The organism is uncultured Comamonas sp. (genome assembly GCF_964277875.1).
GTDB classification, from domain to species: Bacteria; Pseudomonadota; Gammaproteobacteria; order Burkholderiales; family Burkholderiaceae_C; genus Comamonas; species Comamonas sediminis.
The window spans coordinates 84,659-109,151 of the sequence record NZ_CAXYJV010000030.1; the positions used below are offsets into that span (position 1 = coordinate 84,659).

General features: G+C 64.9%; 29 protein-coding genes. 17 read left to right on the plus strand and 12 right to left on the minus strand.

From position 1 onward, the window contains the following. Positions 1 to 5: 5 nt before the first annotated feature. Entirely contained in the window at positions 6 to 593 is a 588-nt protein-coding gene (locus ACHWUQ_RS11295; protein ID WP_394681178.1) for a hypothetical protein, read from the minus strand. 62 nt (positions 594 to 655) lie between these two features. Then, positions 656 to 1,459 carry an exodeoxyribonuclease III gene (locus ACHWUQ_RS11300; RefSeq protein WP_394681206.1) on the minus strand — a complete coding sequence of 268 codons (804 nt, stop codon included), beginning with the start codon at positions 1,457 to 1,459 and terminating at the stop codon, positions 656 to 658. Between the two features lie 10 nt (positions 1,460 to 1,469). On the opposite strand from ACHWUQ_RS11300, the gene pyrE reads away from it, so the two are divergent. Genes pyrE through ACHWUQ_RS11315 form a run of 3 tightly spaced genes read left to right on the plus strand, consistent with a single transcriptional unit; the run spans position 1,470 to position 3,486 of the window. Next, a complete protein-coding gene (gene pyrE, locus ACHWUQ_RS11305; RefSeq protein WP_312836315.1) occupies positions 1,470 to 2,168 on the plus strand; it encodes an orotate phosphoribosyltransferase in 699 nt (232 codons plus the stop codon). A gap of 40 nt (positions 2,169 to 2,208) precedes the next feature. Further along, positions 2,209 to 2,853: a DUF4124 domain-containing protein gene (locus ACHWUQ_RS11310; protein ID WP_394681179.1), complete on the plus strand. Its 645-nt coding sequence runs from the start codon at positions 2,209 to 2,211 to the stop codon at positions 2,851 to 2,853. Positions 2,854 to 2,868: 15 nt separating this feature from the next. Then, on the plus strand, positions 2,869 to 3,486 hold the full coding sequence (locus ACHWUQ_RS11315; protein WP_394681180.1) for a DNA-3-methyladenine glycosylase I: 618 nt from the start codon (positions 2,869 to 2,871) through the stop codon (positions 3,484 to 3,486). Between the two features lie 10 nt (positions 3,487 to 3,496). Here ACHWUQ_RS11315 and ACHWUQ_RS11320 read toward each other — a convergent pair whose 3' ends face one another. From ACHWUQ_RS11320 to ACHWUQ_RS11340, 5 genes are all read right to left on the minus strand, one after another. After that, the gene (locus ACHWUQ_RS11320; protein ID WP_394681181.1) at positions 3,497 to 4,030 is read right to left on the minus strand and encodes a GNAT family N-acetyltransferase; all 534 of its coding nucleotides are present in this window, start codon (positions 4,028 to 4,030) and stop codon (positions 3,497 to 3,499) included. 60 nt (positions 4,031 to 4,090) lie between these two features. Next, on the minus strand, positions 4,091 to 4,321 hold the full coding sequence (locus ACHWUQ_RS11325) for a hypothetical protein (protein WP_021026822.1): 231 nt from the start codon (positions 4,319 to 4,321) through the stop codon (positions 4,091 to 4,093). A gap of 88 nt (positions 4,322 to 4,409) precedes the next feature. Next, a complete protein-coding gene (locus ACHWUQ_RS11330; protein WP_394681182.1) occupies positions 4,410 to 4,772 on the minus strand; it encodes a hypothetical protein in 363 nt (120 codons plus the stop codon). A gap of 13 nt (positions 4,773 to 4,785) precedes the next feature. After that, a complete protein-coding gene (locus ACHWUQ_RS11335) occupies positions 4,786 to 5,358 on the minus strand; it encodes a hypothetical protein (RefSeq protein ID WP_394681183.1) in 573 nt (190 codons plus the stop codon). Positions 5,359 to 5,440: 82 nt separating this feature from the next. After that, positions 5,441 to 6,556: an alkene reductase gene (locus ACHWUQ_RS11340; RefSeq protein WP_394681207.1), complete on the minus strand. Its 1,116-nt coding sequence runs from the start codon at positions 6,554 to 6,556 to the stop codon at positions 5,441 to 5,443. Positions 6,557 to 6,896: 340 nt separating this feature from the next. Between ACHWUQ_RS11340 and serA the strand changes: the two genes are divergently transcribed. The 6 genes from serA to ACHWUQ_RS11370 all read left to right on the plus strand — a co-directional run bounded on the left by serA (position 6,897) and on the right by ACHWUQ_RS11370 (position 13,720). After that, positions 6,897 to 8,126, plus strand: coding sequence for a phosphoglycerate dehydrogenase (gene serA, locus ACHWUQ_RS11345; protein ID WP_394681184.1), 1,230 nt, complete (start codon positions 6,897 to 6,899; stop codon positions 8,124 to 8,126). Positions 8,127 to 8,319: 193 nt separating this feature from the next. Next, complete coding sequence (locus ACHWUQ_RS11350) at positions 8,320 to 9,276, plus strand: TauD/TfdA dioxygenase family protein (RefSeq protein ID WP_394681185.1); 957 nt, start codon at positions 8,320 to 8,322, stop codon at positions 9,274 to 9,276. A 110-nt stretch (positions 9,277 to 9,386) separates the two neighbouring features. Beyond that, positions 9,387 to 10,751, plus strand: a complete 1,365-nt coding sequence (locus ACHWUQ_RS11355) for an extracellular solute-binding protein (protein WP_312525919.1) — start codon at positions 9,387 to 9,389, stop codon at positions 10,749 to 10,751. A gap of 18 nt (positions 10,752 to 10,769) precedes the next feature. Then, complete coding sequence (locus ACHWUQ_RS11360; RefSeq protein ID WP_394681186.1) at positions 10,770 to 11,771, plus strand: carbohydrate ABC transporter permease; 1,002 nt, start codon at positions 10,770 to 10,772, stop codon at positions 11,769 to 11,771. Next, positions 11,761 to 12,627 carry a carbohydrate ABC transporter permease gene (locus tag ACHWUQ_RS11365; RefSeq protein WP_312413837.1) on the plus strand — a complete coding sequence of 289 codons (867 nt, stop codon included), beginning with the start codon at positions 11,761 to 11,763 and terminating at the stop codon, positions 12,625 to 12,627. Before ACHWUQ_RS11360 ends, ACHWUQ_RS11365 begins: the two co-directional genes overlap by 11 nt. A gap of 1 nt (position 12,628) precedes the next feature. Beyond that, complete coding sequence (locus ACHWUQ_RS11370) at positions 12,629 to 13,720, plus strand: ABC transporter ATP-binding protein (RefSeq protein ID WP_394681187.1); 1,092 nt, start codon at positions 12,629 to 12,631, stop codon at positions 13,718 to 13,720. Between the two features lie 63 nt (positions 13,721 to 13,783). Here ACHWUQ_RS11370 and ACHWUQ_RS11375 read toward each other — a convergent pair whose 3' ends face one another. Together ACHWUQ_RS11375 and ACHWUQ_RS11380 are read right to left on the minus strand one after the other, a co-directional pair. Then, entirely contained in the window at positions 13,784 to 14,335 is a 552-nt protein-coding gene (locus ACHWUQ_RS11375; protein ID WP_230773338.1) for a nitroreductase family protein, read from the minus strand. A 58-nt stretch (positions 14,336 to 14,393) separates the two neighbouring features. Beyond that, positions 14,394 to 14,855 (minus strand): PaaI family thioesterase, encoded by a 462-nt coding sequence (locus tag ACHWUQ_RS11380; RefSeq protein ID WP_312836308.1) that lies wholly within the window; start codon positions 14,853 to 14,855, stop codon positions 14,394 to 14,396. 191 nt (positions 14,856 to 15,046) lie between these two features. Here ACHWUQ_RS11380 and ACHWUQ_RS11385 point away from each other — a divergent pair, with 191 nt between their 5' ends. The 7 genes from ACHWUQ_RS11385 (at position 15,047) to ACHWUQ_RS11415 (ending at position 19,448) form a co-directional block, all read left to right on the plus strand. Further along, positions 15,047 to 16,402, plus strand: a complete 1,356-nt coding sequence (locus tag ACHWUQ_RS11385; RefSeq protein WP_394681188.1) for a hypothetical protein — start codon at positions 15,047 to 15,049, stop codon at positions 16,400 to 16,402. Beyond that, a complete protein-coding gene (locus ACHWUQ_RS11390) occupies positions 16,399 to 17,586 on the plus strand; it encodes a hypothetical protein (protein ID WP_394681189.1) in 1,188 nt (395 codons plus the stop codon). Before ACHWUQ_RS11385 ends, ACHWUQ_RS11390 begins: the two co-directional genes overlap by 4 nt. Positions 17,587 to 17,854: 268 nt before the next feature. Then, positions 17,855 to 17,983 carry a hypothetical protein gene (locus tag ACHWUQ_RS11395; protein ID WP_312413822.1) on the plus strand — a complete coding sequence of 43 codons (129 nt, stop codon included), beginning with the start codon at positions 17,855 to 17,857 and terminating at the stop codon, positions 17,981 to 17,983. A gap of 38 nt (positions 17,984 to 18,021) precedes the next feature. Further along, positions 18,022 to 18,180: a hypothetical protein gene (locus tag ACHWUQ_RS11400; protein ID WP_239810280.1), complete on the plus strand. Its 159-nt coding sequence runs from the start codon at positions 18,022 to 18,024 to the stop codon at positions 18,178 to 18,180. 108 nt (positions 18,181 to 18,288) lie between these two features. Then, entirely contained in the window at positions 18,289 to 18,762 is a 474-nt protein-coding gene (locus ACHWUQ_RS11405; RefSeq protein WP_394681190.1) for a hypothetical protein, read from the plus strand. A gap of 104 nt (positions 18,763 to 18,866) precedes the next feature. Further along, positions 18,867 to 19,088 (plus strand): hypothetical protein, encoded by a 222-nt coding sequence (locus tag ACHWUQ_RS11410; protein WP_394681191.1) that lies wholly within the window; start codon positions 18,867 to 18,869, stop codon positions 19,086 to 19,088. A 207-nt stretch (positions 19,089 to 19,295) separates the two neighbouring features. Beyond that, positions 19,296 to 19,448 carry a transcription initiation factor TFIID subunit D10 gene (locus tag ACHWUQ_RS11415; RefSeq protein WP_239810282.1) on the plus strand — a complete coding sequence of 51 codons (153 nt, stop codon included), beginning with the start codon at positions 19,296 to 19,298 and terminating at the stop codon, positions 19,446 to 19,448. A gap of 139 nt (positions 19,449 to 19,587) precedes the next feature. On the opposite strand, the gene gatB is transcribed toward ACHWUQ_RS11415, so the two are convergent. The 3 genes from gatB to gatC all read right to left on the minus strand — a co-directional run bounded on the left by gatB (position 19,588) and on the right by gatC (position 22,979). Next, a complete protein-coding gene (gene gatB, locus ACHWUQ_RS11420; protein WP_394681192.1) occupies positions 19,588 to 21,042 on the minus strand; it encodes an Asp-tRNA(Asn)/Glu-tRNA(Gln) amidotransferase subunit GatB in 1,455 nt (484 codons plus the stop codon). A 20-nt stretch (positions 21,043 to 21,062) separates the two neighbouring features. Beyond that, on the minus strand, positions 21,063 to 22,538 hold the full coding sequence (gene gatA / locus ACHWUQ_RS11425; RefSeq protein ID WP_394681193.1) for an Asp-tRNA(Asn)/Glu-tRNA(Gln) amidotransferase subunit GatA: 1,476 nt from the start codon (positions 22,536 to 22,538) through the stop codon (positions 21,063 to 21,065). A gap of 141 nt (positions 22,539 to 22,679) precedes the next feature. Next, entirely contained in the window at positions 22,680 to 22,979 is a 300-nt protein-coding gene (gene gatC, locus ACHWUQ_RS11430) for an Asp-tRNA(Asn)/Glu-tRNA(Gln) amidotransferase subunit GatC (protein ID WP_239810285.1), read from the minus strand. 212 nt (positions 22,980 to 23,191) lie between these two features. On the opposite strand from gatC, the gene ACHWUQ_RS11435 reads away from it, so the two are divergent. Next, positions 23,192 to 24,238, plus strand: coding sequence for a rod shape-determining protein (locus ACHWUQ_RS11435; RefSeq protein ID WP_021026802.1), 1,047 nt, complete (start codon positions 23,192 to 23,194; stop codon positions 24,236 to 24,238). Positions 24,239 to 24,493 lie beyond the last annotated feature (255 nt).

The window sequence follows — 24,493 nt, forward strand, 5'->3', positions numbered from 1 at the left end:
GATGCTTACCACTCGAAGGCGGAATCGCTGCTGGGAAAGCGCGCCACCGGGCATTCGCCGCTGCGCGCATAGCGGTCGGCATAGTTGAAGCGGTAGGCCATCTCGCTGCCATTGCGGCAGGGCAGGCCGCCGTACAGGCGTGCATAGGTGGCCCGCGCGCCACTGCTGCTGCGGTAGGTGTCCTCGGCCTTGAAGACCAGCTTGCCGTCCTTGTCCTGGATGCGCAAGGTACCGAACGAGGCATTGTTGGGCGTCTCGTAGTCGACGAGCATGTCCGCGCCCTGCTGGCCCAACTGCGAGATGATCAGAAAGTTGGCGCGCTGCTCGGCCACCAGTTGCTCCTGGCTCAGCACCCGCATCGTTGGGGTGGATTGCAGCCGTGGTGCCAGGCGCAGGCCCTTGCCCTCCAGCATGACAATGGCAGCGGTACTGGGCGGCGCATCACGCGTAGGGCCCGCCAGCAGCACCTTGGACAGGCGCTGGGCCAGCGCCTCGACCAGTTCCTGCGTACTGTAATCCGATGCGTCCCGGGCACTAACGGCGCTGCTGGCCAGCAGGGCAGCCAGAAGAAGGGGTGTTGCAGTGATGCGCATGGAAAGCTCCCGGTGGGTGGTCTGGGCTCCCGGCCGCTGGGACGCGTGGCGGGGCGTTGGGATCAGAGCTGGAAATCGTAATCGATCGTGATGGGCGCGTGGTCGGAGAACTTCACATCCTTGTAGATGTGCTCCTGGCGGGCCAGTGCGGCAATCGCTGGCGTGGCCAGGTGGTAGTCCAGGCGCCATCCCACATTGTTGGCATAGGCCTGGCCCCGGTTGCTCCACCAGGTGTAGCAGGCGTCGGTGGTATCGGGCTGCAGCACGCGGTACACGTCGACCAGGCCGCCGGTCTCGGTTTCCTTCTCCAGCAGCTGGGTCATCCAGCTGCGCTCTTCGGGCAGGAAGCCGCTGTTCTTCTGGTTGCTGCGCCAGTTCTTGATGTCGGCGTTGGTGTGGGCAATGTTGATATCGCCGCAGAGGATGAAGTCGCGCTCGGCCCGCAAGCGCATCAGGTGCGGGTGCAGCTCGGCCAGAAAGCGGTACTTGGCAGCCTGGCGGATGTCCCCCGAGCTGCCGCTGGGAAAGTAGCAGCTGATGATCGACAGCTTGCGCGTGGGCGTGTCAAAGCGCAGCTCCACATAGCGGCCTTCGGCATCGAACTCGTTGGGCGAAAAGCCGACCACCACATCACTGGGTGCATGGCGGGTGTAGATGCCCACCCCCGAGTAGCCCTTCTTCTCGGCAAACTGGAAATACCCGTTCATCTCGTCGATAACGTCGAACTTGTCCAGCATATCCGCTTGCTGTGCCTTGATTTCCTGCACACAAATACAATCGGGCCGGGTTGTCTCAATCCAGGGGATCACGCCCTTGGTGGCAGCGGAGCGGATGCCGTTGAGGTTGAGGCTGGTTAATTTGAACAAGGATTGGGTCATGGTCGATAGTCTCCCACAGCCAGGCGCAGATGCGCAGTTGGCACAGGATTTTGTAGAGTTTGCCGTCGAAGCCGGCGTGCTGCGCTTTGGGCAGTTCACCACCAAGGCCGGCCGCATCAGCCCGTATTTTTTCAATGCCGGGTTGTTTGATGATGGCGCCAAGATGGCGCGCCTGTCCGAATTCTATGCAAAAGCGATTCTGGCCAGCGGTGTGGCGTTCGACATGGTGTTTGGCCCGGCCTACAAGGGCATTCCGCTGGCCGCGACCGTGGCCGTGGAGCTGGCGCGCCAGGGCAAGAACGTGCCCTTTGCCTACAACCGCAAGGAAGCCAAGGACCATGGCGAAGGCGGCAGCCTGGTGGGCGCGCCGCTTAAAGGCCGGGTGCTGATCATTGACGATGTGATGTCGGCCGGCACTGCTGCACGCGAATCGATTGCGCTCATCAAGGGTGCGGGCGCCATTCCCCATGCGATGGCCATTGCATTGGACAGACAGGAGAAAGCCACTGAGAATGGCAAGGACGTTGCCCATAGTGCCGTGCAGTATGTGCGCGACCAGCTGGGAATGCAGGTCTGCACCATTGCCAGGCTGGAGGACCTGCTGGCCTTCCTGGCCCAGGGCCCGGCCGCAGAATCGATGCGTGAACACCACAGTCAGGTGCTGGCTTACCGGGAACGTTATGGCGTTGGCAATTGATTATTAGAATTCGATAGTTTTGAATGATAAGGATCTAGCAATGCGGAAGGACAGGTGTGCAGCTGCTTTGGCCATCGGGATGCTGGCGCTCGCTGGCGCCAGCCATGCCCAGAAGTCCCCGTCGGCCTCCATGGTCTACAGCTGCGTGGATGCGGCTGGCCGCCGCCTGACTGCGGACCGGCCCATTCCTGCCTGTGCGGACCGCGAGCAGCAGGTCACGATGCCCGGCGGTGCGGTGCGCACGGTGGGGCCGGCCTATTCCGAGCGCGAGCGTGCCGAGCAGGCCGCCCAGCAGCGCCGTGAGGCAGAAGAGCGCTACCGCGCCAATGACGGCAAACGGCGCGAGCGCGCGCTGGCCACACGCTTTCCCACCAAGGCCGCCCATGACGCCGAGCGTGCCGAAGCCGTCGATGTGTTGCGTGCGCAGATCCGTATCGTGCAGGAGCGCCGCACTTTCTTGCTCGAAGACCGCAAGAAGATCGACCAGGACATGGAGTTCTACAAAAAGGACCCCAGCAAGGCCCCCGCGCCGCTGCAGGCGCGCCTGGAAGGCAACCGCCGTGACTTCAAGGAAGTGGACGAGCAGATCGCCACGATCAACGAAGAAATCAAGGCCACCAACCTGCGCTTTGACGAAGAGGCCCAAAACCTCAAACCCTACTGGACCCCGGCTGCTTCCAAGTAGCCGCGCGCAACCTCCATGCCCCTCGACACCCTCGCCCCAGGCCTGGCCCTGGCCGACGACCAGCGCGCGCGTTGCAGCTGGTGCATGGCCTCGCCCTTCTACCAGCACTACCACGACCATGAATGGGGCTTCCCCGTGCATGATGACCGCCGCTTGTTCGAGAAGATCTGCCTGGAAGGCTTTCAGGCCGGCCTGAGCTGGCTGACGATTCTGAACAAGCGCGAGTCCTTCCGGGCGGCCTTTGCGCAGTTCGATGCGCAGCAGGTTGCGCAGTTCGGTGCCGAGGATGTGCAGCGCCTGCTGGCCGACGCCGGCATTGTGCGCCACCGGGGCAAGATCGAGGCAGTGATCAACAATGCACAGCGCCTGGCCGAGCTGCAGCGCGAATTTGGCAGTTTTGACGCCTACCTGTGGCGCTTTGCGCCAGCGCCGGCAAGCCGCCCGGAGCGGATCACGTTGGAGGCCGTGCGCCAGATGGGCGTGGCGCCCGAGGCCGTGGCGCTGTCGAAGGATCTGAAAAAGCGCGGCTGGAAGTTTGTCGGCCCCACCACGGTTTACGCCTTCATGCAGGCGATGGGCATGGTCAATGACCACCTCCATGGCTGCCATGTGCGGGATGGCCGGCCGGCCTGAGCCCCTTTACCTACAAGCCCGGTAGTTCGCTGACCAGCAGCGAATAGCGCTGCAGCGATACGTAGGCGCCATCGCGCTTGCTGCAGTCGCGCAGCAGGCCTTCATGGCAAAAGCCCAGGCGGCCCAGCAAACGGGTCGATGCCGCATTCTCGGGCTCCACATAGGCCACCACGCTGTGCAAGCCCAGCCGCCCAAATGCGCCGGGCAGCCACTGGCGCAGTGCCTGGTCCATCCAACCGTGGCCCCAATGGTCGGGCAGCAGCCAGTAGCCCAGATCGGCGCTGTCGGCCTCGTCGTCATGGTCGTAGATGCCGACGGCTGCGATGACGGCCCCGTCCAGCAGCACCGCCTGCCACCAGCCGCTGCCTTCGCTGGCAACACTGGCATACCAATCGAGCTGTTCCTGCGCAATGACGCGGGCATCACTGTACGCCGTTTCCAGTCCGTAAAACGCGGTCAGCCGTGCGTCGCCCATCGCATGGGCGACGACGAACAGGTCGGCGGGAGAGAAATCACGGAAATGGAGGCGGGCGGGCTGCAGCATGGTGCAAGCCTAGCACCGCTGGGCGGCGGTGCGGTGTGGCATGGATGAGGGGCCGGCGCCTCAGGCCGCTACATGCCAGCGCGCGGGCTGATGGCTGCCGACCGTCTGGATGCCCAGCAGCGCCGCATTGCGCTGCAAAACGGCTTCAAACTGCGCGCCGCTGGCGCCGATCTGTTCGGCCGCGCCATCCCAGTAGTCATCGGCAATCTGGGCGGCGGTAAAGTCGCGGTGCGTGAACTTCTGCACGATATTGCGCAGTTTGTCGAGGTTGATGCTGTCGATATCGGTCATGGCAGGCCTCCAACTCAGGGTTAAGCACCAGTGTCGCGCAAATGGGGCGGCTGTCAATCGGCAATCGCCGCCAACCGGTAACGCCGCGCTAGCCGCGCATGGCCGCCATGCTGCGCAGCAGGCGCTGCACCAGCAGCGCGCCCACCCAGGCCACGCCGCCTATCCACAGCGGCTCCAGCACATAACTGCTGGCGCGGGCCCATTGGCCCAGTTCATCCAGCTCTGTGAGCGGCCACAGCGCGAACGCAAAGCCAAAGCCCCACCAGACCAGCGCAAACAGTGCAAACGCCCACGGCAGCCAGGCTGGACGGCCTGCGGGTGCCTGCTGCCGCGGCGGCCGGTTCTGCAGAAACATCCATAGCACGGCGCTCAGCACCAGCAGCAAGGACAGGCCGGTGGCCACCGGCCACCATAGCGCCAGCGGCAAAAAGGCCAGGGTCAGCGAATCCATGCGAGGCCCGGCCTTATTCCTTGTTGCAGAGCATCGCGTCAGCCAGGCTGCCAACGGTCACGCGCAGGTTCTTGCCTTTGTGGGCCTGCACCGCCCAGGTATCGCTCAAATCCTCGGGGACCAGGTCCTTGTCGTTCATCAGTTCGGGCTTCTTGTGTTCGGAGCGGTCCTGCTTGACCACCTTGGGCACGATCATCGTGATCGTGCTGCCGTCGATGCGCCAATGGCCCGTGCCTTGCAGCACAAAGCGGTACTGCTGCTCGGTACTGGGCATGTCATAGGCCAGAAAGGCCTGCGAGCGCAACGTGTGGTCGGGGTTGAACTGGTTGGTGTAGGTGAAGCTGGCACTGTCCTTGCCCATGCTGATCTGGAACTGGCATTCCCAGATGCCGGCCAGGTCGGCCTCGCTGATGCTGGCCGCTGCGGCGGCAGGTGCTTGCGGCGCCGGTTTGCCGCTGGGCGCCTGCTGGGGCGCGCGGGGCGCAGGATCGGCCTCTTTTTTGGAGGGCCAAAGGCTGGAGCAGGCGGCCAGGCCGGGGACCAGCAGCAGGCAGAAGGTGGTGCGGAAGAGAGGAGTCAATGGCATCTGCGCACTCTACCAAAATACGGTGAAGCAGCGGCCCAGGCCTTGGAACAGGTTCTTTGTAGGCCCAGGCCGCTCAAGGCGCTTAGCCGGCAAGAGTGGGGTAGTCGGTATACCCCTTCTCGCCACCGCCATAGTAGGTGCTGCTGTCGCCGGTATTGAGCGCGGCACCGCTGCGCAGGCGCTCGACCAGGTCCGGGTTGGCAATGTAGGGCCGGCCAAAGGCGACGATGTCGGCCTGGCCGCTGGCCACGGCCTGTTCGGCCAGTTCGCGGTCATAGCCGTTGTTCACCACCCAGGCCGCCTTGCCGCCGGCGCGGCGGTATTCCGCCTTGAACGCTTCATAGTCGAAGGGGCGGCCTTCCACCTCGCGCGGGCCCCCGGTGGCGCCCTCGATCACATGGATATAGGCCAGCCCCAGCGGCGCCAGCTGGTGGGCCAGGTAGGTGAACAGGCTTTGCGGATCGGCGTCATCGATGCCATTGGCCGGGGTGACCGGCGAGAGCCGGATACCCACCCGGCCACGGCCTACCGCATCGATCACCGCGCGGGTGACTTCCAGGGTCAGGCGAGCGCGGTTTTCAATCGAGCCGCCGTAGTCGTCGCGGCGCACATTGGCGCCGGTCTTCAGGAACTGGTCCAGCAGGTAGCCATTGGCGCCGTGGATCTCGACGCCATCAAAGCCGGCCGTCTTGACCGCATTGCGGGCAGCCGCAGCAAAGCTGTGCACGATGCCGGGGATCTCCTCGGCATCCAGTGCGCGCGGCTCGGAGGTCGGCTCGAAGCGGCCTTCTCCCGTGGCGTGGTCAATCAGGTAGGTCTTGGTCTTGGCAGTGATGGCCGAAGGGGCCACCGGGGCCTGCTGGCCCGGCTGCAGCAGGCGGTGGGAGACGCGGCCCACATGCCACAGCTGGCAGACGATCTTGCCGCCCTTGGCATGCACGGCGCTGGTCACCTTGCTCCAGCCGTCAAGCTGGTCCTGCTCGTACAGGCCTGGCACATCGGCATAACCCTGGCCCTGGTGGCTGATGGCGGTGGCCTCGGTGATCAGCAAGCCCGCGCTGGCGCGCTGGGCATAGTAGGTAGCCGTCATCGGTTGGGGCACGGCGTTGGGCGAACGGTTGCGCGTCAGCGGCGCCATCGCGATGCGGTTGGCCAGCGCCAGATCGCCCACTTGTATCGGGTCGAACAGGCTGTGGATGGGGGCAGTTGTCATGCAAAACTCCTTGCGGTTGTGTCACAGAATCACCTGCTTTTTGTACCACGCAGCGCCACCCTTTGCAGGCCAGGGTTGAAGCCCGGCGCTTGTCGGCGAACCACCCGGGTGCTGAAAAACCAAGCAAATCAAGTGCTTCAGCTGTGCAGGGCGGCAGGCCTGGGCAAGCGGCGGGTAGCGCCGGCTGCGCCGCGTAGGACCTAGGGTCAACCCGACAACACGTAATGGCAAAGGTTCTGCGCCATGATCGACCCGGGTCTGCCAGCTGCCGATCGCAGCCGTGGGGGCAGACCGCTGTTGTTTGTGAAAGAGAAAGCGCGCATTCATGACCAAAACATCGCTGGATAAATCGAAGATCAAGTTCTTGCTGCTCGAGGGCATCCACCCTTCCGCGCTCAAGGTGTTGCAGGCGGCGGGCTATACCCAGGTCGAGGCGCTGACCGGCGCCTTGGAGGGCGAGGAGCTCAAGCGCAAGATCGCCGACGTGCACTTTGTCGGCATCCGCTCCCGCACGCAGCTGACAGCCGATGTGTTTGCCGCGGCCAACAAGCTGGTCGCCGTGGGTTGCTTTTGCATTGGCACCAACCAGGTCGATCTGAATGCGGCGCGCGAGCGCGGTATTGCGGTCTTCAACGCGCCTTTCTCCAACACCCGCTCCGTCGCTGAGCTGGTGCTGGCCGAAGCCATCCTGCTGCTGCGTGGCATCCCCGAGAAGAACGCGGTATCGCACCGTGGCGGCTGGAAGAAAAGCGCCGACAACGCCTTCGAGATCCGGGGCAAGACCCTGGGCATCGTCGGCTACGGCTCCATCGGCACGCAGCTGTCGGTGCTGGCCGAAGGCCTGGGCATGAAGGTCGTGTTCCATGATGTGGTCACCAAGCTGCCGCTGGGCAATGCGCACCAGGCCGCCAACCTGACGGCGCTGCTGGAGCAGTCCGACATCGTGACCCTGCACGTGCCCGAGCTGGCCTCCACCCACAACATGATCGGCGCGGCGCAGATCGCCGCGATGAAGCCCGGCAGCATCCTGATCAATGCCTCGCGCGGCACCGTGGTGGACCTGGACGCGCTGGCCCAGGCACTGAAGGACAAGAAGCTGCTGGGCGCTGCCATCGACGTGTTCCCGGTCGAGCCCAAGAGCAACAAGGATGAGTTCCAGTCGCCGCTGCGCGGCATGGACAACGTGATCCTGACACCGCACATCGGCGGCTCGACGATGGAAGCCCAGGCCAACATCGGCCTGGAAGTGGCAGAAAAGCTGGTCAAGTACAGCGACAACGGCACCACCACCTCGGCGGTCAACTTCCCCGAAGTGGCCCTCCCCGAGCACCCGGGCAAGAACCGCATCCTGCACGTGCATGAGAACCGCCCCGGCATCCTGTCTGCCATCAACCAGGTGCTGGCCGACAACGGCATCAACATCGCCGGCCAGTACCTGCGCACCGATGAGAAGGTGGGCTACGTGGTGATCGATATCGACCAGGAATCGTCGGCGCTGGCGCTGGAGAAGCTGGCCCAGATCGCCGGCACGATCCGCTGCCGCGTGCTGTTCTGATGCGGCATCCACCGCAGCGCGTCCCAGCGGGGCCGTTGCAGTGGATGGCTTTAGACACCCCAGAAAGAGGCTTATGCCTCTTTTTTCTTAGCTGCTGTTGGCATATCGATGCATGAAATGCGTCGTTGTGGCGGCGCGCACCCCTGCCTAGCATGAAGGCTTCCACCTGATTGCCAGCCCTTGAGGAGCGCCCATGAATGCCATCACCAATGTTCGCCACCCGAGCCCCGCGGCCGATGCCGCTGCAGGCGCCGCCCTGCACATCGAGCCCCTGGCGGGCCGCATTGGCGCGGTGGTGCATGGCGTGTCGCTGTCGGGCGCGCTGGAGCCCGCGCTGTTTGCCCAGATCAAGGCGGCGCTGCTGCAGCACCGGGTGATTTTCTTCCGGGGCCAGCAGCACCTCGATGACGCCAGCCACCAGGCCTTTGGCCGTCTGTTTGGCGAGATCGAAGCGCATCCCACCGTGCCTGCACCCGATGGCACGGCCTTCCTGGAGCTCAATTCCCAGCACGGTGGCCGGGCCGATTCCTGGCACACCGACGTGACCTTCAAGGCGGTGTTCCCGAAAGTCTGCGTGCTGCGCGCCGTCACCTTGCCCGGCCATGGCGGCGACACCGTCTGGGCCAATACTGTGGCCGCCTATGAGAGCCTGCCCGCCCAGCTGCAGCAGCTGGCCGAGCAGCTCTGGGCTGTGCATGGCAATGACTACGACTATGCGGAGAACTTCCGCCAGAACACCACTGCCAGCCAGAGCGAGACGCAGGGCCGCGCCAGCTACCGCAAGGTGTTCACCAGCAAGACCATCGAGTCCGAGCAACCGCTGGTGCATGTGCATGCCGAGACGGGGGAGAAGGCGCTGCTGCTGGGCCACTTTGCCAAGCGCATCAAGGGCCTGCGCAGCAACGAGTCTGCCGCGTTGCTGCAGCTCTTCCATGAGCGCATTGTGCGTCTGGAAAACACCGTGCGCTGGCACTGGCAGCCCGGCGATGTGGCCATCTGGGACAACCGGGCAACCCAGCACTACGCCATCAATGACTACGCCGACGCCCACCGCGTGATGCGCCGCGTCACGGTCACCGGCGATGTGGCCACTGCAGTCGATGGCCGCACCAGCGTCGACCTGACGGTGCGCGAGCCGGCCGCAGCCTGACCCGCCGCAGACCGGCCGGACCTGGCGGCTGCCTGGACTGGCGCTGCGCCTGCCTCCCTATCCGACAGCAGACGGCCATGAACGCCTGCGCCCGCTGGAGAAGAACTTCGATGACCCGAACCACCTACCACTATGAAGGCGGCCTGCTGGTGCCGCGCCGCAAGCTGCTGGTCTCAGCGCTGGCCGCCGGTGCCGGCAGCGCGCTGGGCTTTCCCGCACTGGCGCTGGACAGCAAGCCGCTCAAGGGCGTGACGCTCAATACCTCGTTGTACAGCTCGCCGTACTCGAAGCTGCTGCGCCCCTGGATTCCCGAATTCGAGGAGGCGACGGGCGCCAAGGTGAACTTCGACACGCCCGGCTTTCCGGTCTACAACCAGCGTGCCGATCTGGAGTTGTCCACCAAGGGCGCGGCCTTTGATGCGGTCAATGTCACCTTCATCTATTCGAGCCGCTGGATCAACTCGGGCTGGCTGACGCCGCTGGACGGCTATATCAACGATCCGAACAAAACGCCGGCGAACTTTGACATCCGCGACTTTCTGGAAGGCGCGCTGGCGCCCGAGCGGGGCCGCGACGGGCAGCTCTACGGCATTCCCTGGCAGGCCGAGGTGACAATTGCCGCCGCCTCGCGCTTTGATGTGCTCAAGCAGTCGGGCCTGGCCTTTCCCGATACGACAGACGCCTGGCTGGAAGCGGCCAAGCTGCTCAACCGCAAGGAGCGCGCGGCCGGCTTTGTCACCGACAACCACTATGGCTGGACCTTCATCCCCTTCCTGCAGGCCTTTGGCGGCGATGTGTTCCGCAAGGCGCCCGATGACCTGTTCCCGACCCTGGACAGCCCGGAGGCGATCGCGGCCGCCGACTACTTTGCCCGCCTGCTGCGTGAATACGGGCCTGACGGAGTGGTCTCCTACACCTCGGACCAGGCGGTGCAGTCGCTCAAGGCCGGGCGCAGCCATTTGAGCGTGCAAGGCCAGATCAACCTCTCGCAGCTGGCCGACGCATCGAGCAGCAAGGTGGCGGCATCGGCGGCCTGGGGCCAGGTGCCCAAGGGCGTGGCCGGCCGCTTTCCAGGCACCGCCATCCATGGCTGGGGCATTCCGGTGGGCAGCAAGAACAAGGACGCCGCCTGGCAGTTCATCCGCTGGGCGACGTCCAAGGAAACCTTGCAGCGTGCCGTGGCCGCCGGCTATGGCTCGCCGACGCGCCGCTCGGACATCGACTCCCCCCTCTACCGCGAGCGCCAACGCGCCAATGGCTATGACATTGCGGCGCTGGTGACCGCATCGGTGGACCTGTCGGCCAAGCAGGGCCATATGAAATACCGCACCGTGGCCGCCTACCCGCAGGTGGACCAGCAGATCAACAAGGCCATCGAGTTGATCGTCACCGGCCAGCGCACGCCCGAGCAGGCGATGAAGCAGGCGCAGACCGCGTCGATTGCCGAGCTGCGCCGCGCTGGCGTCTCAGTCTGACAGGCCAGGAACGCGCCCATGCCGCCCACCGCTTCCATCGCGCCGCAGGCGCTCGACACGGGGCCTGCGCAGCCCTTGCCGCTGCCCCGGCCAACACGCGGCAAGCGCGCTGAAACGCCAGCCACACAGCGCTGGCAGCGCGCATCGGCGCGGGCCTACGGCCTGGGCCTGGCGCCGGCGCTGGTGGTGCTGGCCGCCATTACCCTGCTGCCGCTGATCACCCTGGTGGTGGTGAGCCTGACACCGCTGAGCCTGACGGACCCGGCAGCCACCTTCCACTTTGAGCAGCCCGCTGGCAACTATGTGCAGCTGCTGCAGGACCAGCGCTTTCTGGATTCGCTGTGGGTGCAGGCCAAGCTCTCGTCGGTGGGGGTGCTGTTGCAGCTGCTCGTCGGCCTGGGCCTGGCCCTGCTGCTGCACAGCGGCAGCCGGCTGCTGGCGGGCTTGCGCACGTTTTTCCTGATCCCCATGGTGCTGCCACCGATTGTGGTGGCCCTGGTCTGGAAGATCATCTACACGCCCGACATCAGTCCGCTGCATGCGCTGCTCGAGCAGTGGGGCTGGCCGGTGCGCTCGCTGATCGCCAACCCCGACACCGCGCTGTGGGCCATTGTCGTTGCCGATGTCTGGCAGTGGTTCCCGTTCACGATGCTGATGGTGCTGGCGCAGCTGCAGATGGTGCCGCGCGACCCGGTCGATGCCGCCCGCATCGATGGCGCCAACCGCTGGCAGGTGTTTGTCTACATCGTGCTGCCCTATCTGCAGCGCACGCTGGTTGTCTGCGCGCTGTTCCGCTTGATCGACAGCTTCAAGGCCTTTCCGCTGCTGTATGTGCTGACCAATGGCGGGCCGGGCACCGTGACCGAGGTGACCAATTTCTACGGCTTTATCCAGGCCTTCAACTTCTCGTACTGGGGGTATGGCAGCGCCATTGCGGTGGTGATGCTGGCCATCATCTTTGTGCTGAGCGCGCTGATCAGCCGCCTGGGCAAGGCCAACGGAGAGCGCCATGCACGCTGAGACCTGGCACAGCGCAGCACCTTCATTGCCGCTGTGGCAACGCGTAGTGCAGGGCGCACAGCGCCATCTGCGCAGCACCGTGGCTGTGGGGGTGCTGATGCTGGTGCTGCTGCCCTTTTTGTGGATGCTGCAGATGGCCTTTCGCCCGGCGGGCGATGCGTTGTCGCTGGATCTCATCTTCAGCCCCACGTTGGAGGCCTTTGCCGGCCTCTGGCAGGACAACTTTGCGCGCTCCTTTGGCAACAGCCTGCTGGTGAGTGTGTTGTCCACCGGGCTGTCACTGCTGTTGGGGGTGCCTGCGGCCTATGCGCTGTCGCGCTGGCGCTTCAAGCAGCGGCGCCAGGTGGCGCTGTGGGTGCTGTGCACGCGCATGGCGCCGCCCATTGCGTTCACGATTCCGTTCTTCCTGGCCTTCCGCTGGCTGGGTCTGCTCGACACGGTCTGGGCGCTGGTACTGGTCTACCTGACCTTCAACCTGGCGATCGTGATCTGGATGATGCAAGGCTTTTTTGACGCGATTCCCACAGCGCTGGAAGAAGCGGCCTGGATGGACGGCTGCGGCATCTGGTCGGCCTTCTGGCATGTGACCTTGCCGCTGACCCGGCCGGGCCTGGTGGCCACGGCCGTGCTGTGCTTCATCTTCTCGTGGAGCGACTTTTTCTTCGCACTGATTCTGACGCGCACCCAGGCGGTGACGGCGCCGGTCGCCATCGTCAATTTTCTGCAGTACGACGGCTGGGAGTGGACCAAGATTGCCGCAGCCGGCACGATGGTGATGCTGCCGGTGCTGCTGTTCACGGTGCTGGTGCGCAAATACCTGGTGCACGGCCTCACCGCCGGTGGCGTAAAGGACTGAGATGGCTTCGATTGCATTGAGACAGCTGCGCAAGCACTTTGAGGGGCACGATGTGCTCAAGGGCATATCGCTCGATATCGCCGAGGGGGAGTTTGTCGCGCTGGTCGGCCCGTCTGGCTGCGGCAAATCCACCTTGCTGCGCATGCTCGCCGGGCTGGAGGAGGTCAGCAGCGGCCAGATCGTGCTGGGCGGACAGGTCATCAACGACGTGCCGCCGCGCGAGCGCAATATCGCGATGGTGTTCCAGAACTATGCGCTCTACCCGCATATGACGGTGGCCGAGAACCTGGGCTTTGCGCTGAAGCTGCAGCGCCAGGCGCCTTCGGCCATCGCGCAGCGCGTGCAGCAGGTGGCCGAGATTCTGGGCCTGGAGCCGCTGCTGGGCCGCCTGCCTGCCCAGCTCTCGGGTGGCCAGCGCCAGCGTGTGGCGATGGGCCGCGCCATTGTGCGCGAGCCGCTGGCGTTTTTGTTTGACGAGCCGCTATCCAACCTGGATGCCAAGCTGCGCGTGCAGATGCGCACCGAGATCAAGTCCCTGCACCAGCGCCTGCGCACCACCACGGTCTATGTCACCCACGACCAGATCGAGGCCATGACCATGGCCGACCGCATCGTGGTGATGCGCGACGGCGTGATTGAGCAAGTGGGCACCCCGCTGGAGCTGTATGACCGGCCGCGCAATGCCTTTGTCGCGCAGTTCATCGGTTCACCCGCGATGAACCTGATTGCCGCCCGCAGCCAGCCAGCGCAGGACGGCTGGCAGCTGGTGACCGACGACGGCCAGCGCCTGCCGCTGCTGCCTGGCCTGCAGGCCCAGGGCGCGCGTGAACTGTGGCTGGGTGTGCGGCCCGAGCATGTGCAGCTGGCAGTGGCGCCGCTGAGCGGTGTGGCCACCAGCGCTGCGACCGTCGAGGTCGTCGAGCCCACCGGCGCCGAAACCCAGGTGGTCAGCCGCTTTGGCCAGCAGCCACTGATATCGACCGTCAAGGAGCGCCTGGCGCTGGCCCCCGGCCAGGCCCTGCATTGGCACACGGCGCCGCAGCATTGGCATGTGTTTGACCGGCACAGCGGCGAGCGCTTGAACGTCGCATAAAGCCTGATGCCTGAAGCACAAAGGCTCCCGGTTGGGAGCCTTTGCGTTGCTGGAGGCAGCCGTTTAAGCCAGCGGGCCTGCGCTCAGGATGTCCGACAGCGCCTTGCGTGGCGATGGTGTTTCGCGCTCGGCCAGGTCGGCTGGCAGGCTGGACTTGTCGCCGCGCTCGCCGATCGCGACCAGGCATTCGACCTGCCACTGCTCGCCCAGTTGCAGCACCTCGCGTGCGGCAGCCAGCTCGATGCCGGCCATCGCATGCGTGGCCAGGCCCATGGCATGCGCTTGCAGCGCCAGGTAGCCCCAGGCACAGCCGGTGTCAAAGCTGTGCATGGCCGATTCGGCCTTGTTCGACAGCACCACCAGCAACGCGCCGGCGTTCAGGCACCAGCGGCGGTTGAACTCGTTGGGGATGGTGGAGAACGCTTGCCAGTTGGCATCGCCATGGATCGAATACGCAAAGTGCCAGGGCTGCTTGTTGCTGGCCGAAGGGGCCCAGCGTGCGCCTTCAACAATGGTCTCGATGTCCTTGGGCGTCAGCGCCTTGCCGGAGAAGGCGCGGGGCGAGGAACGGTCCAGAAACTGGGGATGGATGGCATGGGTGGATTGGCGCGTCATGGTCAAAATTGGAGCAATAAGACCGCCAGCATGCCATATCTGCCGGTTTTTTGCAGGCTCAGATTTTCTGTTTGTCGACCAGCTTGAAGGTGCCGGTGGCCAGCCCCAAAAGGTTGCCGGCATCGTCATGCAGTTCGCCTCGCACAAACGACAGGCTCCTGCCCCTTTTTTCGCAGACGGCGGTGCAGACTACATCGCCGCTGCCCGGTGCGATGTAGTGGATGGTCAGGTCCACGGTGATGACGCCATAGCGCGACGGGTCATGCGCGCGTGCGGCGCAGGACAGGCCCACATCGAGCAACGTGGCGATGGCGCCGCCATGCATGTCGCCCCGGCTGTTGGTGTAGTGCTTCTGGTAGGGCATGCGCACCCGGGCGCGGTCATTGCCGATCGCCTCGCCCTTGAGCAGAAAGGCCTCGGCCATGGCCATGCTGAGGCCGAAGATCTGGTGGGCCGGCTCATCCACGGTGTAGGCGGGGATGTCGTTGGCAACAGCGGTGGATGGGGCGGTGGTGGTCATGGGGCAGGGCGCAGCAGGTTCAAAAGCCAGCATGTTAGCGGCTGGGGCAGCCGTGCGGGCAAGGCGGCTGACGCCTGGGAGTCGCCCACCTGGCGGCGCCCAGCTTCGTTTGCAAAGCGGGTTCCCGGGCTCCTGGGGTCACGGTTTATCATCGCTGGCTTATGCCTGCCTGGACCCCCGCATCCTCTCTGATGTCCCCGTATTGCCCGCGCTGCGGCGCTGCGCACTGCCGCAGTGCAGGCGTGCCCCATGCCTTTGCCTGCCTGCAGTGCGGCGCGCAGTTCCGGCTGGAGCAGTTGCAGGGCCAGGCCTACCCAGGCATGTCCGCCTCTGCAGACGCAGCCAGCGGGGCGCGGCTGCGCCGGCATCTGCCCTGGGTGGCGGTGCTGCTGGCGATGCTGGTGTCCATACCCTGGTGGCTGCCCCGGTTGCAACCCGGGCTCCGACTGAGCCTGCCCGCTGCCTGGCAAGCCAAGGCACCGCCGCTGGCGCTGGGCCGCAGCGAGGCCACCACGCTCATTGAGCGCAACGGCCAGCGCCTGCTGGTGCAGCTGTATGAAAACCGTGAGCACGATGATGTGGTCTACCGCACGGTGGTGCGCGATGCGGCCACCGGCACCAGCCTGGGGGAGCCCCAGCGCATGGCGATGCCCTGGGCCGGCAGCTCGGGCAGCGCAGCGCTGCAGTTCTTCTCCGACGGCCAGCTCTACCTGTTCTTGAAGGAGCGCGGTTTCTGGCGTTTTGACCCCGGCACCTTGCGCTTTGTCGATCTGCAGCCCCAGCTGAGCGCGCGCTTTGCAGCGCAGCTGGGCGAGGGCATCGTCGGCGTGGCGCCCAAGGGCCGTGACCGGCCCGACAGCCTGGAGGTGACCAGCCGCAATGGCAGCAAATACCTGGTGTACTGGCTGCTGGGCCAGATCTGGCCGGCGGCCGACAGCAGCAGCCTGTATGAAAAGGCGCAAGCCGGCTACCGCCAGGAGACCGCCTTTTACCGCTACGAATCGCTGCCCCGCCCGACCGGCGAGGAGAACCGCGCCGTGCTGGTGCAGTCCTGGTGGCGGCACGAGCCCGGTCAGCCTCTTCACTTTGGCTACTTCGACCTGCAGCCCGGCGACAGCCGCGAGGTGCAGACATCGTTGCGCAGCTATGTGCCGATAGGCGATGGTTACTTCACGCCCCGGTATGCCACCCAGGACCGGGGGCTGCTGCGCATCAAGGTGGTGCAGCCGGCGGTGCCGCGCTTCCATGCCGATGTGATGGCGGAAAACGCGCGCCGCCTGCTGCTGGCCTATAACCCCAGCCCGGTGCGGCAGGAAGGCCGCGTCATCCAGCTGCTGGACAAGGCCAGCCAGCAGGTAGTGTGGAGCCGCACGATCGACCAGCTGCCCCCACTGGGCAAGCGCGAAGGTGGAGCCTATGTCACCGGCCAGGCGGTCAGCGGCGGCTTTTTGCTGCTCAACGACATGCGCCAGCCTGCGCTGCTGATCGGCGAGGACGGTGCAGTGCTGCAGGACTTTAGCGGTGCGGCTGAAGGCGCCGCGCGATGAACGTCCCCCGGCGCGCCATCGGGCCCCTGGGCATCGCCTTGGTGGTGTTTTTTGTGCTGCCGCTGCTGGTTCCCGCCACGGTCCGCCTGCTGCGCCCTGCGGACCAGGCCGAGGAGCTGGGCGAGGTCGAGGCATCGGCCATCTACCAGGGCGAGGATGGCAGCCTGCGCATGCTGCGGGTGATGAAGCACAGCACCACGCAGGACGATGTATTTGTGCTGTTGGACAACGACCTGCAGGCCAGGCAGCTGCTGGGCCAGCCCCAGCGCATCGTGCTGCCCCGCGCGCAGCTGCGCCAGCCCGCCCGCCTGCGCAGCGAGGCCGATGGCCAGCTGTCGCTGCTGCTCAATGACCAGCACTGGTGGCTGCGCCAGCCGGCGCAGACCGCGTTTGAACCGATGGATGCAGCGCTGCGCCAGCGCTTTGCGGCAGCGCTGGGCACGGGCGTGTCCAGGTACGCATTTGGCGAGCAGCGCGAACCGGGTTTGTTGGAGGTGACCAGCAATACCGGCGACCGCTATGCGCTGTACTGGGCCAGCGGCGAGCTGTACCCCTGGGCGGAGCGGCTGCAGCGCTGGCAGCAGCGCCCCTGGGCGCAGTACCGGCAGACGGTATCGCGCATCGATTACGCCGACTTTGACACCGACGTCGCCCAGTACGGCTTGCCCACCATGCTGCTGCAGTTTGCGCAAAAAGTGCGGCCCGGCGAGTTTGAACGCTGGCCACGGCTGAGCGTGCATTCCAGCGCAGACCAACAGGTGCGCGCCGCGCCCAGGCTCTACCAGCCGGTGAGCGATGGTTTCGTCGTCAGCCGCCAGGCGCTGCGTGATGCAGGCATCACCCAGATCGCCGCAGTGGCCCAGGTGCCGGTGCAGTTCAGCGGCGAGGTGCTGGCCCGCAATGCCGACCGGGTGCTGATGCGCTACGACGAGACGCCCACCACCGCTGCCGAAGTCGTGCTGCAGATCGTGGATGCGCGCAGCCTGCAGCTGGTATGGCGCAAGTCGTCACGCGAGATGCCGCAGCTGCTGCTGGACGGGGCGCAGCTCGCTGCGCAGGCCTGGCCAGGCGGCTTTTACCTGACCACCAGCGCGAACCTTCCGGCGCTGGTGATCGACAACGCCGGCCAGACCTTGTACGACTTTCAGCCGCAAAAACGCCTTCCATCCCCGGGCGAAGACTGAGCGGCGGCAGACCGGCCCAAGCCGATCACTCCGCAGCCCGGCGATGGGGCCATAGCCGGCCCCAAAAACGGCCCTTGCATCGATAGTTATTGGCTGGGATAAGCTGCTGTTTTGAAAAGAAATTTTGCAAATCGAACGGCTCGTTTACGTAAAGCCATTCAGATCTCCAAAACTCCTACAAGCGCGGCGCAGCACCTGCTGCACCATCTAGCTACGGCAGTGCCCAGAGCCTGCCGCCCCTCTCAACTTGACACTGAAGGAGATAGCGATGACTCAGCAGAACCGCCAGGCGTCCAACCAACAGCCTGCGCAGAAAAAGGAACAGCAGCAACAGCAGCAGTCCCCCAAGCAGCAGCAACAGGGCCAGCAAGACCGCAAGCAGCAGTCGCAGAAGTAGACAGCGACGGCACGCAGCCAGATCACACGGAGCCAGCCATGCAACACCTGCCTTTGCCGATGACCAAGCAGCAACCTTGGCCCCTGCAACAGGGGCAGCCATTGCGCGAGGCCAAGTACTCGCAGCAGCAGTGCAAATGCAACCGCCGCCAACTGGGCACCGAGCCCAAGACGCCGAGCAATGCACAGATGTGCTGATCTGCTGAATGCTGCGCCACAGCCCGCTTCCAGCGGGCTTTTTCGTGGGCGCAGCAGCGTTGGCAGCGGCGATACTGGCGTCCTTGACCCCCTCGCCAGCAGATTGCCATGAACACCGGTTTCTTCGCGCAGCCCGACCCCCCATACCGCCGCGCCAATTACCCCTTTGCCTACCTATGGCTGGAGGGGGTGGTCAGCCTCGCTGCGCTGCTGGCCCATGTCGAGGCGCTGCGTGCCGCCGGCCCCGGCCACCGCTACCTGAGCACCTTGGACGATATCCAGCAGGCCAGCTACACCAGCGGCCATGCCAGCCAGGACGATCGGCTCGACCTGGCCAGCCCGCCGGACATGGACTGGGACGATCCGGCACAGGAGGCCGCCTGGGAGCTGCAGGCGCTGCAGCACCGCGCGCGGCAACTGCGGCAGGCCCACAGCCCGCAACGCTGGGCCGAGGTCTGCGGCAGCCTGGCGCTGAGCGGCAGCGATATCGACGCGCTGCTGGCCGCCAATCGCTGCCCGATCTGCTGCTCGACGAGGTCATCTACATCCAGCGCCTGCCGCTCGCCGATGCCGACCCGCTGATCGCCGGTCAGCCCAATGGCTATTTCAGCGCCGACTGGGACAGCTTTCAGAACCATGCCATTCACCAGCATCTGGCGCAGCAGCATGGCTACCAGCTGTATGCGATGGGCGCCGCCTGGATGGCGCTGGCCCGCCCGCAGCCGCCGGATGCGGCGCAGGCCCAGGCGCTGGTAGAGGATTTGCGGGCGCTGTATGCCTCGGCTGATGAGGCGTTGCGGGCCCATCCGGGCTGGCAAGCCTTGCCAGCGGTGCTGCAAACGCAACGCAGTTTGGTGTTGGGCTATACCGAAGACATGGCCGACCGCTGGGAGTCAACCCAAGCTTGAACTTCTGTGAAGGAAGGAAAAGGAATGTTGTTGACTTGCGCTGATCGCCCCAGGCAAGAGCGCCATGCGGCTTTGCAAAATGTGTGCAGAGAAACGTCTCGATGCAGGCGGCGCGTCAATTCCTACACCGGCCCCTGGGCTGGGGCGCGACTATAGAGCCATGGCAGGGCAATGTCGCCCCGTCATCATCTTGAAGGAGCTAACGCTATGAATCAGCCAAACAGCCAACGCCATCCCAACCAGGTGAACCAGCAGCAATCGGGCCAGAAATCCGGTTCGCAAAAAGAGCAGCAACACCAGCAGCAGTCGCCGCAGCAAAAGCAGCCTGGTCAGCAAGACCGGTCCCAGCAGCAGCGCTAAAGCCCGCGTTGGCCTAAGCAACTGGTAGTTGCCCCCGCACGATAGCCAGCAGGGTCAGCCAGGGTGCATGCCTGGCAAGCCCGTAAAAAAGCCTCCATCGCTGGAGGCTTCTTGCTGTCTGCGGTTTGCGGTTGCGGGATCAGGCCAGCTTAGCCTTCAGCAGCTCATTGACCTGGCCCGGGTTGGCCTTGCCCTTGGAGGCCTTCATCACCTGGCCGACCAGCGCGTTGAAGGCCTTGTCCTTGCCGGCCTTGTACTGCTCGACATTGCCGGGGTTGGCGGCGATCACCTCGTCGATGATGGCTTCGAGCGCGCCGGTGTCATTGGATTGCTTCAGGTCCTTGGCGTCGATGACGGCGTCCACATCTGCGCCTTCACCGCTCCACAGCGCCTCGAACACCTGCTTGGCGCTGTTGTTGCTGATGACATTGCCGTGGATGCGGGCGATCAGGGTGCCCAGCTGCGCGGCGCTGACCTTGACCTGGTCCATGCCGATCTCTTCCAGGTTCAGGCGGCGCGAGATCTCGCCCATCACCCAGTTGCTGGCCAGCTTGGGCTGGCCGCTGGCCTTGGCGGCGGCTTCAAAGTAGTCGGCCATCGCCTGGCTTTGGGTCAGGGTGGTGGCGTCGTACTCGGGCAGGCCGTAGTCGGCCACAAAGCGGTCGGCGCGCTGGCGCGGCAGCTCGGGCATGTCGGCCTTGACGGCCTGCACCCAGCTGTCGGCCACCACCAGTGGCGGCAGGTCCGGATCGGGGAAGTAGCGGTAATCGGCCGCGTCTTCCTTGGTGCGCATCGCGCGGGTCTCGCCGGTGTCGGGGTTGAACAGCACGGTGGCCTGCTGGATCGCGCGGCCGTCTTCGATCTCCTCGATCTGCCAGCGGATTTCGTAATCGATGGCGATCTGCATGTTCTTGAACGAGTTCAGGTTCTTGATCTCGCGGCGGGTGCCCAGCGGCTGGCCGGGCTTGCGCACCGACACGTTGGCATCGCAGCGGAACGAGCCTTCCTGCATGTTGCCGTCGCAGATGCCGATCCAGGTGACGATCTTGTGCAGTTCCTTGGCATAGGCCACGGCTTCGGCGGTGCTGCTCATGTCGGGCTCGGTGACGATCTCCAGCAGCGGCGTGCCGGCGCGGTTCAGGTCAATGCCCGATTGGCCGATGAATTCGTCGTGCACGGATTTGCCGGCGTCTTCTTCCAGATGGGCGCGCACCAGGCGCACGGTCTTTTTCTGGTCGCCGACGAAGAAGCTCACCTCACCGCCTTGCACCACCGGGATCTCGAACTGCGAGATCTGGTAACCCTTGGGCAGATCGGGGTAGAAGTAGTTCTTGCGCGCAAAGATGCTGACGGGCGCAATGGTGCTGCCCAGCGCCAGGCCGAGCTTGATCGCGCACTCGACGGCCTTCTTGTTCATCACCGGCAGGGTGCCAGGCAGGGCCAGGTCCACGGCGCAGGCCTGGGTGTTGGGCTCGGCGCCAAAGGCGGTGCTGGCGCGGCTGAAGATCTTGCTGTTGGCGGCCAGCTGGGTGTGGGTTTCAAAGCCAATCACCACTTCGTAGCCGTTGATGAGCTTGACGGTTGTTTCGGTCATGTTCTGTGTTCCTCCCTGCGTTACTTCGCGATGCCGGTGGGCTGGCGCAGGTGGTGGTCGGTGGCTTGCTGCAGCTGGTGGGCCGCGTTCAGGAGCTTGGCTTCGCCAAAGTAGTTGCCGATCAGCTGCAGGCCCACGGGCATGCCGCCTTCGCCAAAACCGGCAGGCACGCTCAGGCCGGGCAGGCCGGCCAGCGACGCGGGCAGCGTGTAGATGTCGGCCAGGTAGTTGGCAAGCGGGTCGCTCTTGCCGCCCAGCGCCCAGGCCACGGTGGGCGCAGCGGGGCCGGCGATCAGGTCGCAGTCCTTGAAGGCAGCCTGGAAGTCGTCGGCAATCATGCGGCGGATCTTTTGCGCCTGCAGGTAGTAGGCGTCGTAGTAGCCGTGCGAGAGCACATAGGCACCGGTCATGATGCGGCGCTTGACCTCGTCGCCAAAGCCTTCGGCGCGGGTCTTCTTGTACATGTCGACCAGGTCGCTGTAGTCCTTGGCGCGGTGGCCGAACTTCACGCCGTCAAAACGGCTGAGGTTGGACGAGGCTTCGGCCGGGGCGATGATGTAGTACACGGGGATGGACAGCTCGGTGCGCGGCAGGCTGATCGGCACCAGCCTGGCGCCCAGCTTTTCGTACTCCTTGAGGGCGGCATCGACGGCGGCGCGCACATCGCTGCTCAGGCCGTCGCCAAAGAACTCGGCGGGCACGCCAATGCGCAGGCCGGCCAGCGAGTCGTTCAGGTGAGCGCTGAAGTCTTCGGCCGGGTGGTCGAGGCTGGTGGAGTCGCGGTCCAGGTCGGGGCCGCACATCTCGCTGAGCAGCAGTGCGCAGTCTTCGGCGGTGCGCGCCATCGGGCCGGCCTGGTCCAGGCTGGAGGCGAAGGCGATCATGCCGTAGCGGCTGGCGCGGCCATAGGTGGGCTTGATGCCGGTGATACCGCAGAACGACGCGGGCTGGCGGATGGATCCGCCGGTATCGCTGCCGGTGGCTGCGGGTGCCAGGCGCGCGGCCACGGCGGCTGCCGAGCCGCCGGACGAACCGCCAGGCACGCGGCTGGTGTCCCAGGGGTTGCGCACCGGGCTGATGGCGCTGTTCTCGTTGGCCGAGCCCATCGCGAACTCGTCCATGTTCAGCTTGCCCAGGGTCACGGCACCGGCAGCGGCCAGCTTGCTCACCATGGTGGCGTCAAACGGCGACTGGTAGCCGGCCAGCATCTTGCTGCCTGCGGTGGTGGGGAAGTCCTGGGTGACGAACAGGTCCTTGTGGCCAATCGGCACACCGGCCAGCTTGCCGGCCGTGCCCGCTGCAATGGCGGCATCGGCGGCACGGGCCTGGGCCAGGGTCACCTCCTCATGGATATGGACATAGGCGCCCAGGTCCTGGTGGGCCTTGGCGCGGGTGAGGAAATGTTGCGCAGCCTCGACGGAGGACACTTCGCGGCTTTTGAGCTTGGCGGCCAGCTGGGCCACGCTCAAGTCATGCAATTCGGTAGGGATGCTCATACAAATCTCGCGATCTTGGCGATCTCGGTGAATGGGATAGGGCGCTGCGCCCCGGTCTCAGGGCCGTGGTGCAGCCTGGTGCCGCCACCACGGCCGGGGCCGGTTGTTGCCAGGGCCCACCAGGCCTGAAGATGCTGTGAATTACTCAATCACCTTGGGTACCAGGAAATAGCCTTTTTCCACGGCAGGGGCACTGCGCTGGTTGGCCTCCCGGTTATTGGGTTCGCTGATGACGTCATCACGCAAGCGCAGGCTGATTTCCTGGATCGCGGCCACGGGGTGTGACAGGGGCATGACACCGGAGGTATCCACAGCCTGCATCTTCTCCACAATGCCGAAAAAGTTATTCATCTGCGAGAGCATGCGCTCACTCTCGGTTCCGGATAATTCGAGCCGCGCCAGGTTGGCGATGCGGGCAATGTCATCTTTTGTCAGGGCCATAGATAGTCGTATGTAAACCAGTCGTAAAAAAACGGGGCCGGAAAGCGTTGCCCTGTAAGTTATTCACAGGGGATAGAGTATTATCCCGTCTTTGACGCAATAACGCGGCAACGTCGGTCATTGCGCATCAAAAACCCTTCTGTCATCTCACCACACACCAATGAAGGGCGATGGAGCGCCGAAGCGCGACCCATGCCCTAGAGGAAACCTGCATGTTCGGAGCGTTCCGTCGCTACTTTTCCACCGACCTGGCCATCGACCTGGGCACGGCCAACACCTTGATTTTTGCACGCGACAAGGGGATTGTGCTGGATGAACCGTCTGTCGTTGCGATTCGCCATGAAGGCGGCACCCATGGCCGCAAGGTCATCCAGGCCGTAGGCCGCGAAGCCAAGGCCATGCTGGGCAAGGTGCCTGGCAACATTGAAGCGATCCGTCCGATGAAGGACGGTGTGATTGCCGACTTCCTGATCACCGAGCAGATGATCAAGCAGTTCATCAAGATGGTGCACCCCCGCACCCTGCTCTCGCCCAGCCCCCGCATCATCATCTGCGTGCCCTGCGGCTCGACCCAGGTCGAGCGCCGTGCGATCAAGGATGCGGCGCTCAAGGCCGGCGCGACCCAGGTCGAGCTGATCGAAGAGCCGATGGCTGCCGGTATCGGCGCGGGCCTGCCGGTGTCCGAGGCTTCCGGCTCGATGGTGGTCGACATCGGTGGTGGTACCACCGAAGTGGGCGTTATCTCGCTGGGCGGCATGGTCTACAAGGGCAGTGTCCGCGTGGGTGGCGACAAGTTTGACGAATCCATCATCAATTACATCCGCCGCAACTACGGCATGATGATCGGCGAGCCCACCGCCGAGCTGATCAAGAAGAGCATTGGCTCTGCATTCCCAGGCTCCGAAGTCAAGGAAATCGAAGTCAAGGGCCGCAATCTGTCCGAAGGCGTGCCACGCAGCTTCACGATCAGCTCCAACGAGGTGCTGGAAGCGCTGACCGAGCCGCTCAACCAGATCGTCTCTGCGGTGAAGAACGCGCTGGAGCAAACCCCGCCCGAGTTGGGTGCCGATATTGCCGACCGCGGCATGATGCTGACCGGTGGTGGCGCCTTGCTGCGCGACCTCGACCGCCTGCTGGCCGAAGAGACCGGCCTGCCGGTGCTGGTGGCCGAGGAGCCACTGACCTGTGTGGTGCGCGGCTGCGGTATTGCACTCGACACCCTGGATCGCAAGGGTGTGACGATTTTCACCAGCGAGTAACAGAGGCACCCTTCGCGGCGGTTACGCAATAATGGCGTGCGTCAGCGGCAATGCTTGCATCGCATGCCGCAGGCCCGCCCGACGTGTGTCCGGCAGCTGGGCCGCTTGCCATGTGCAGGCAGTCTGGCTGGATGCTTCGCCGCTGTGATGCGCCCGTTTCTGACTTTTCGCCTTTCTCCGATGTCCCTGCCATTGCCTTTTGTCCACCGTGCTGACCGCCGACCGGCGGACCGGCACGCGTCCGGGCCGGGCGCT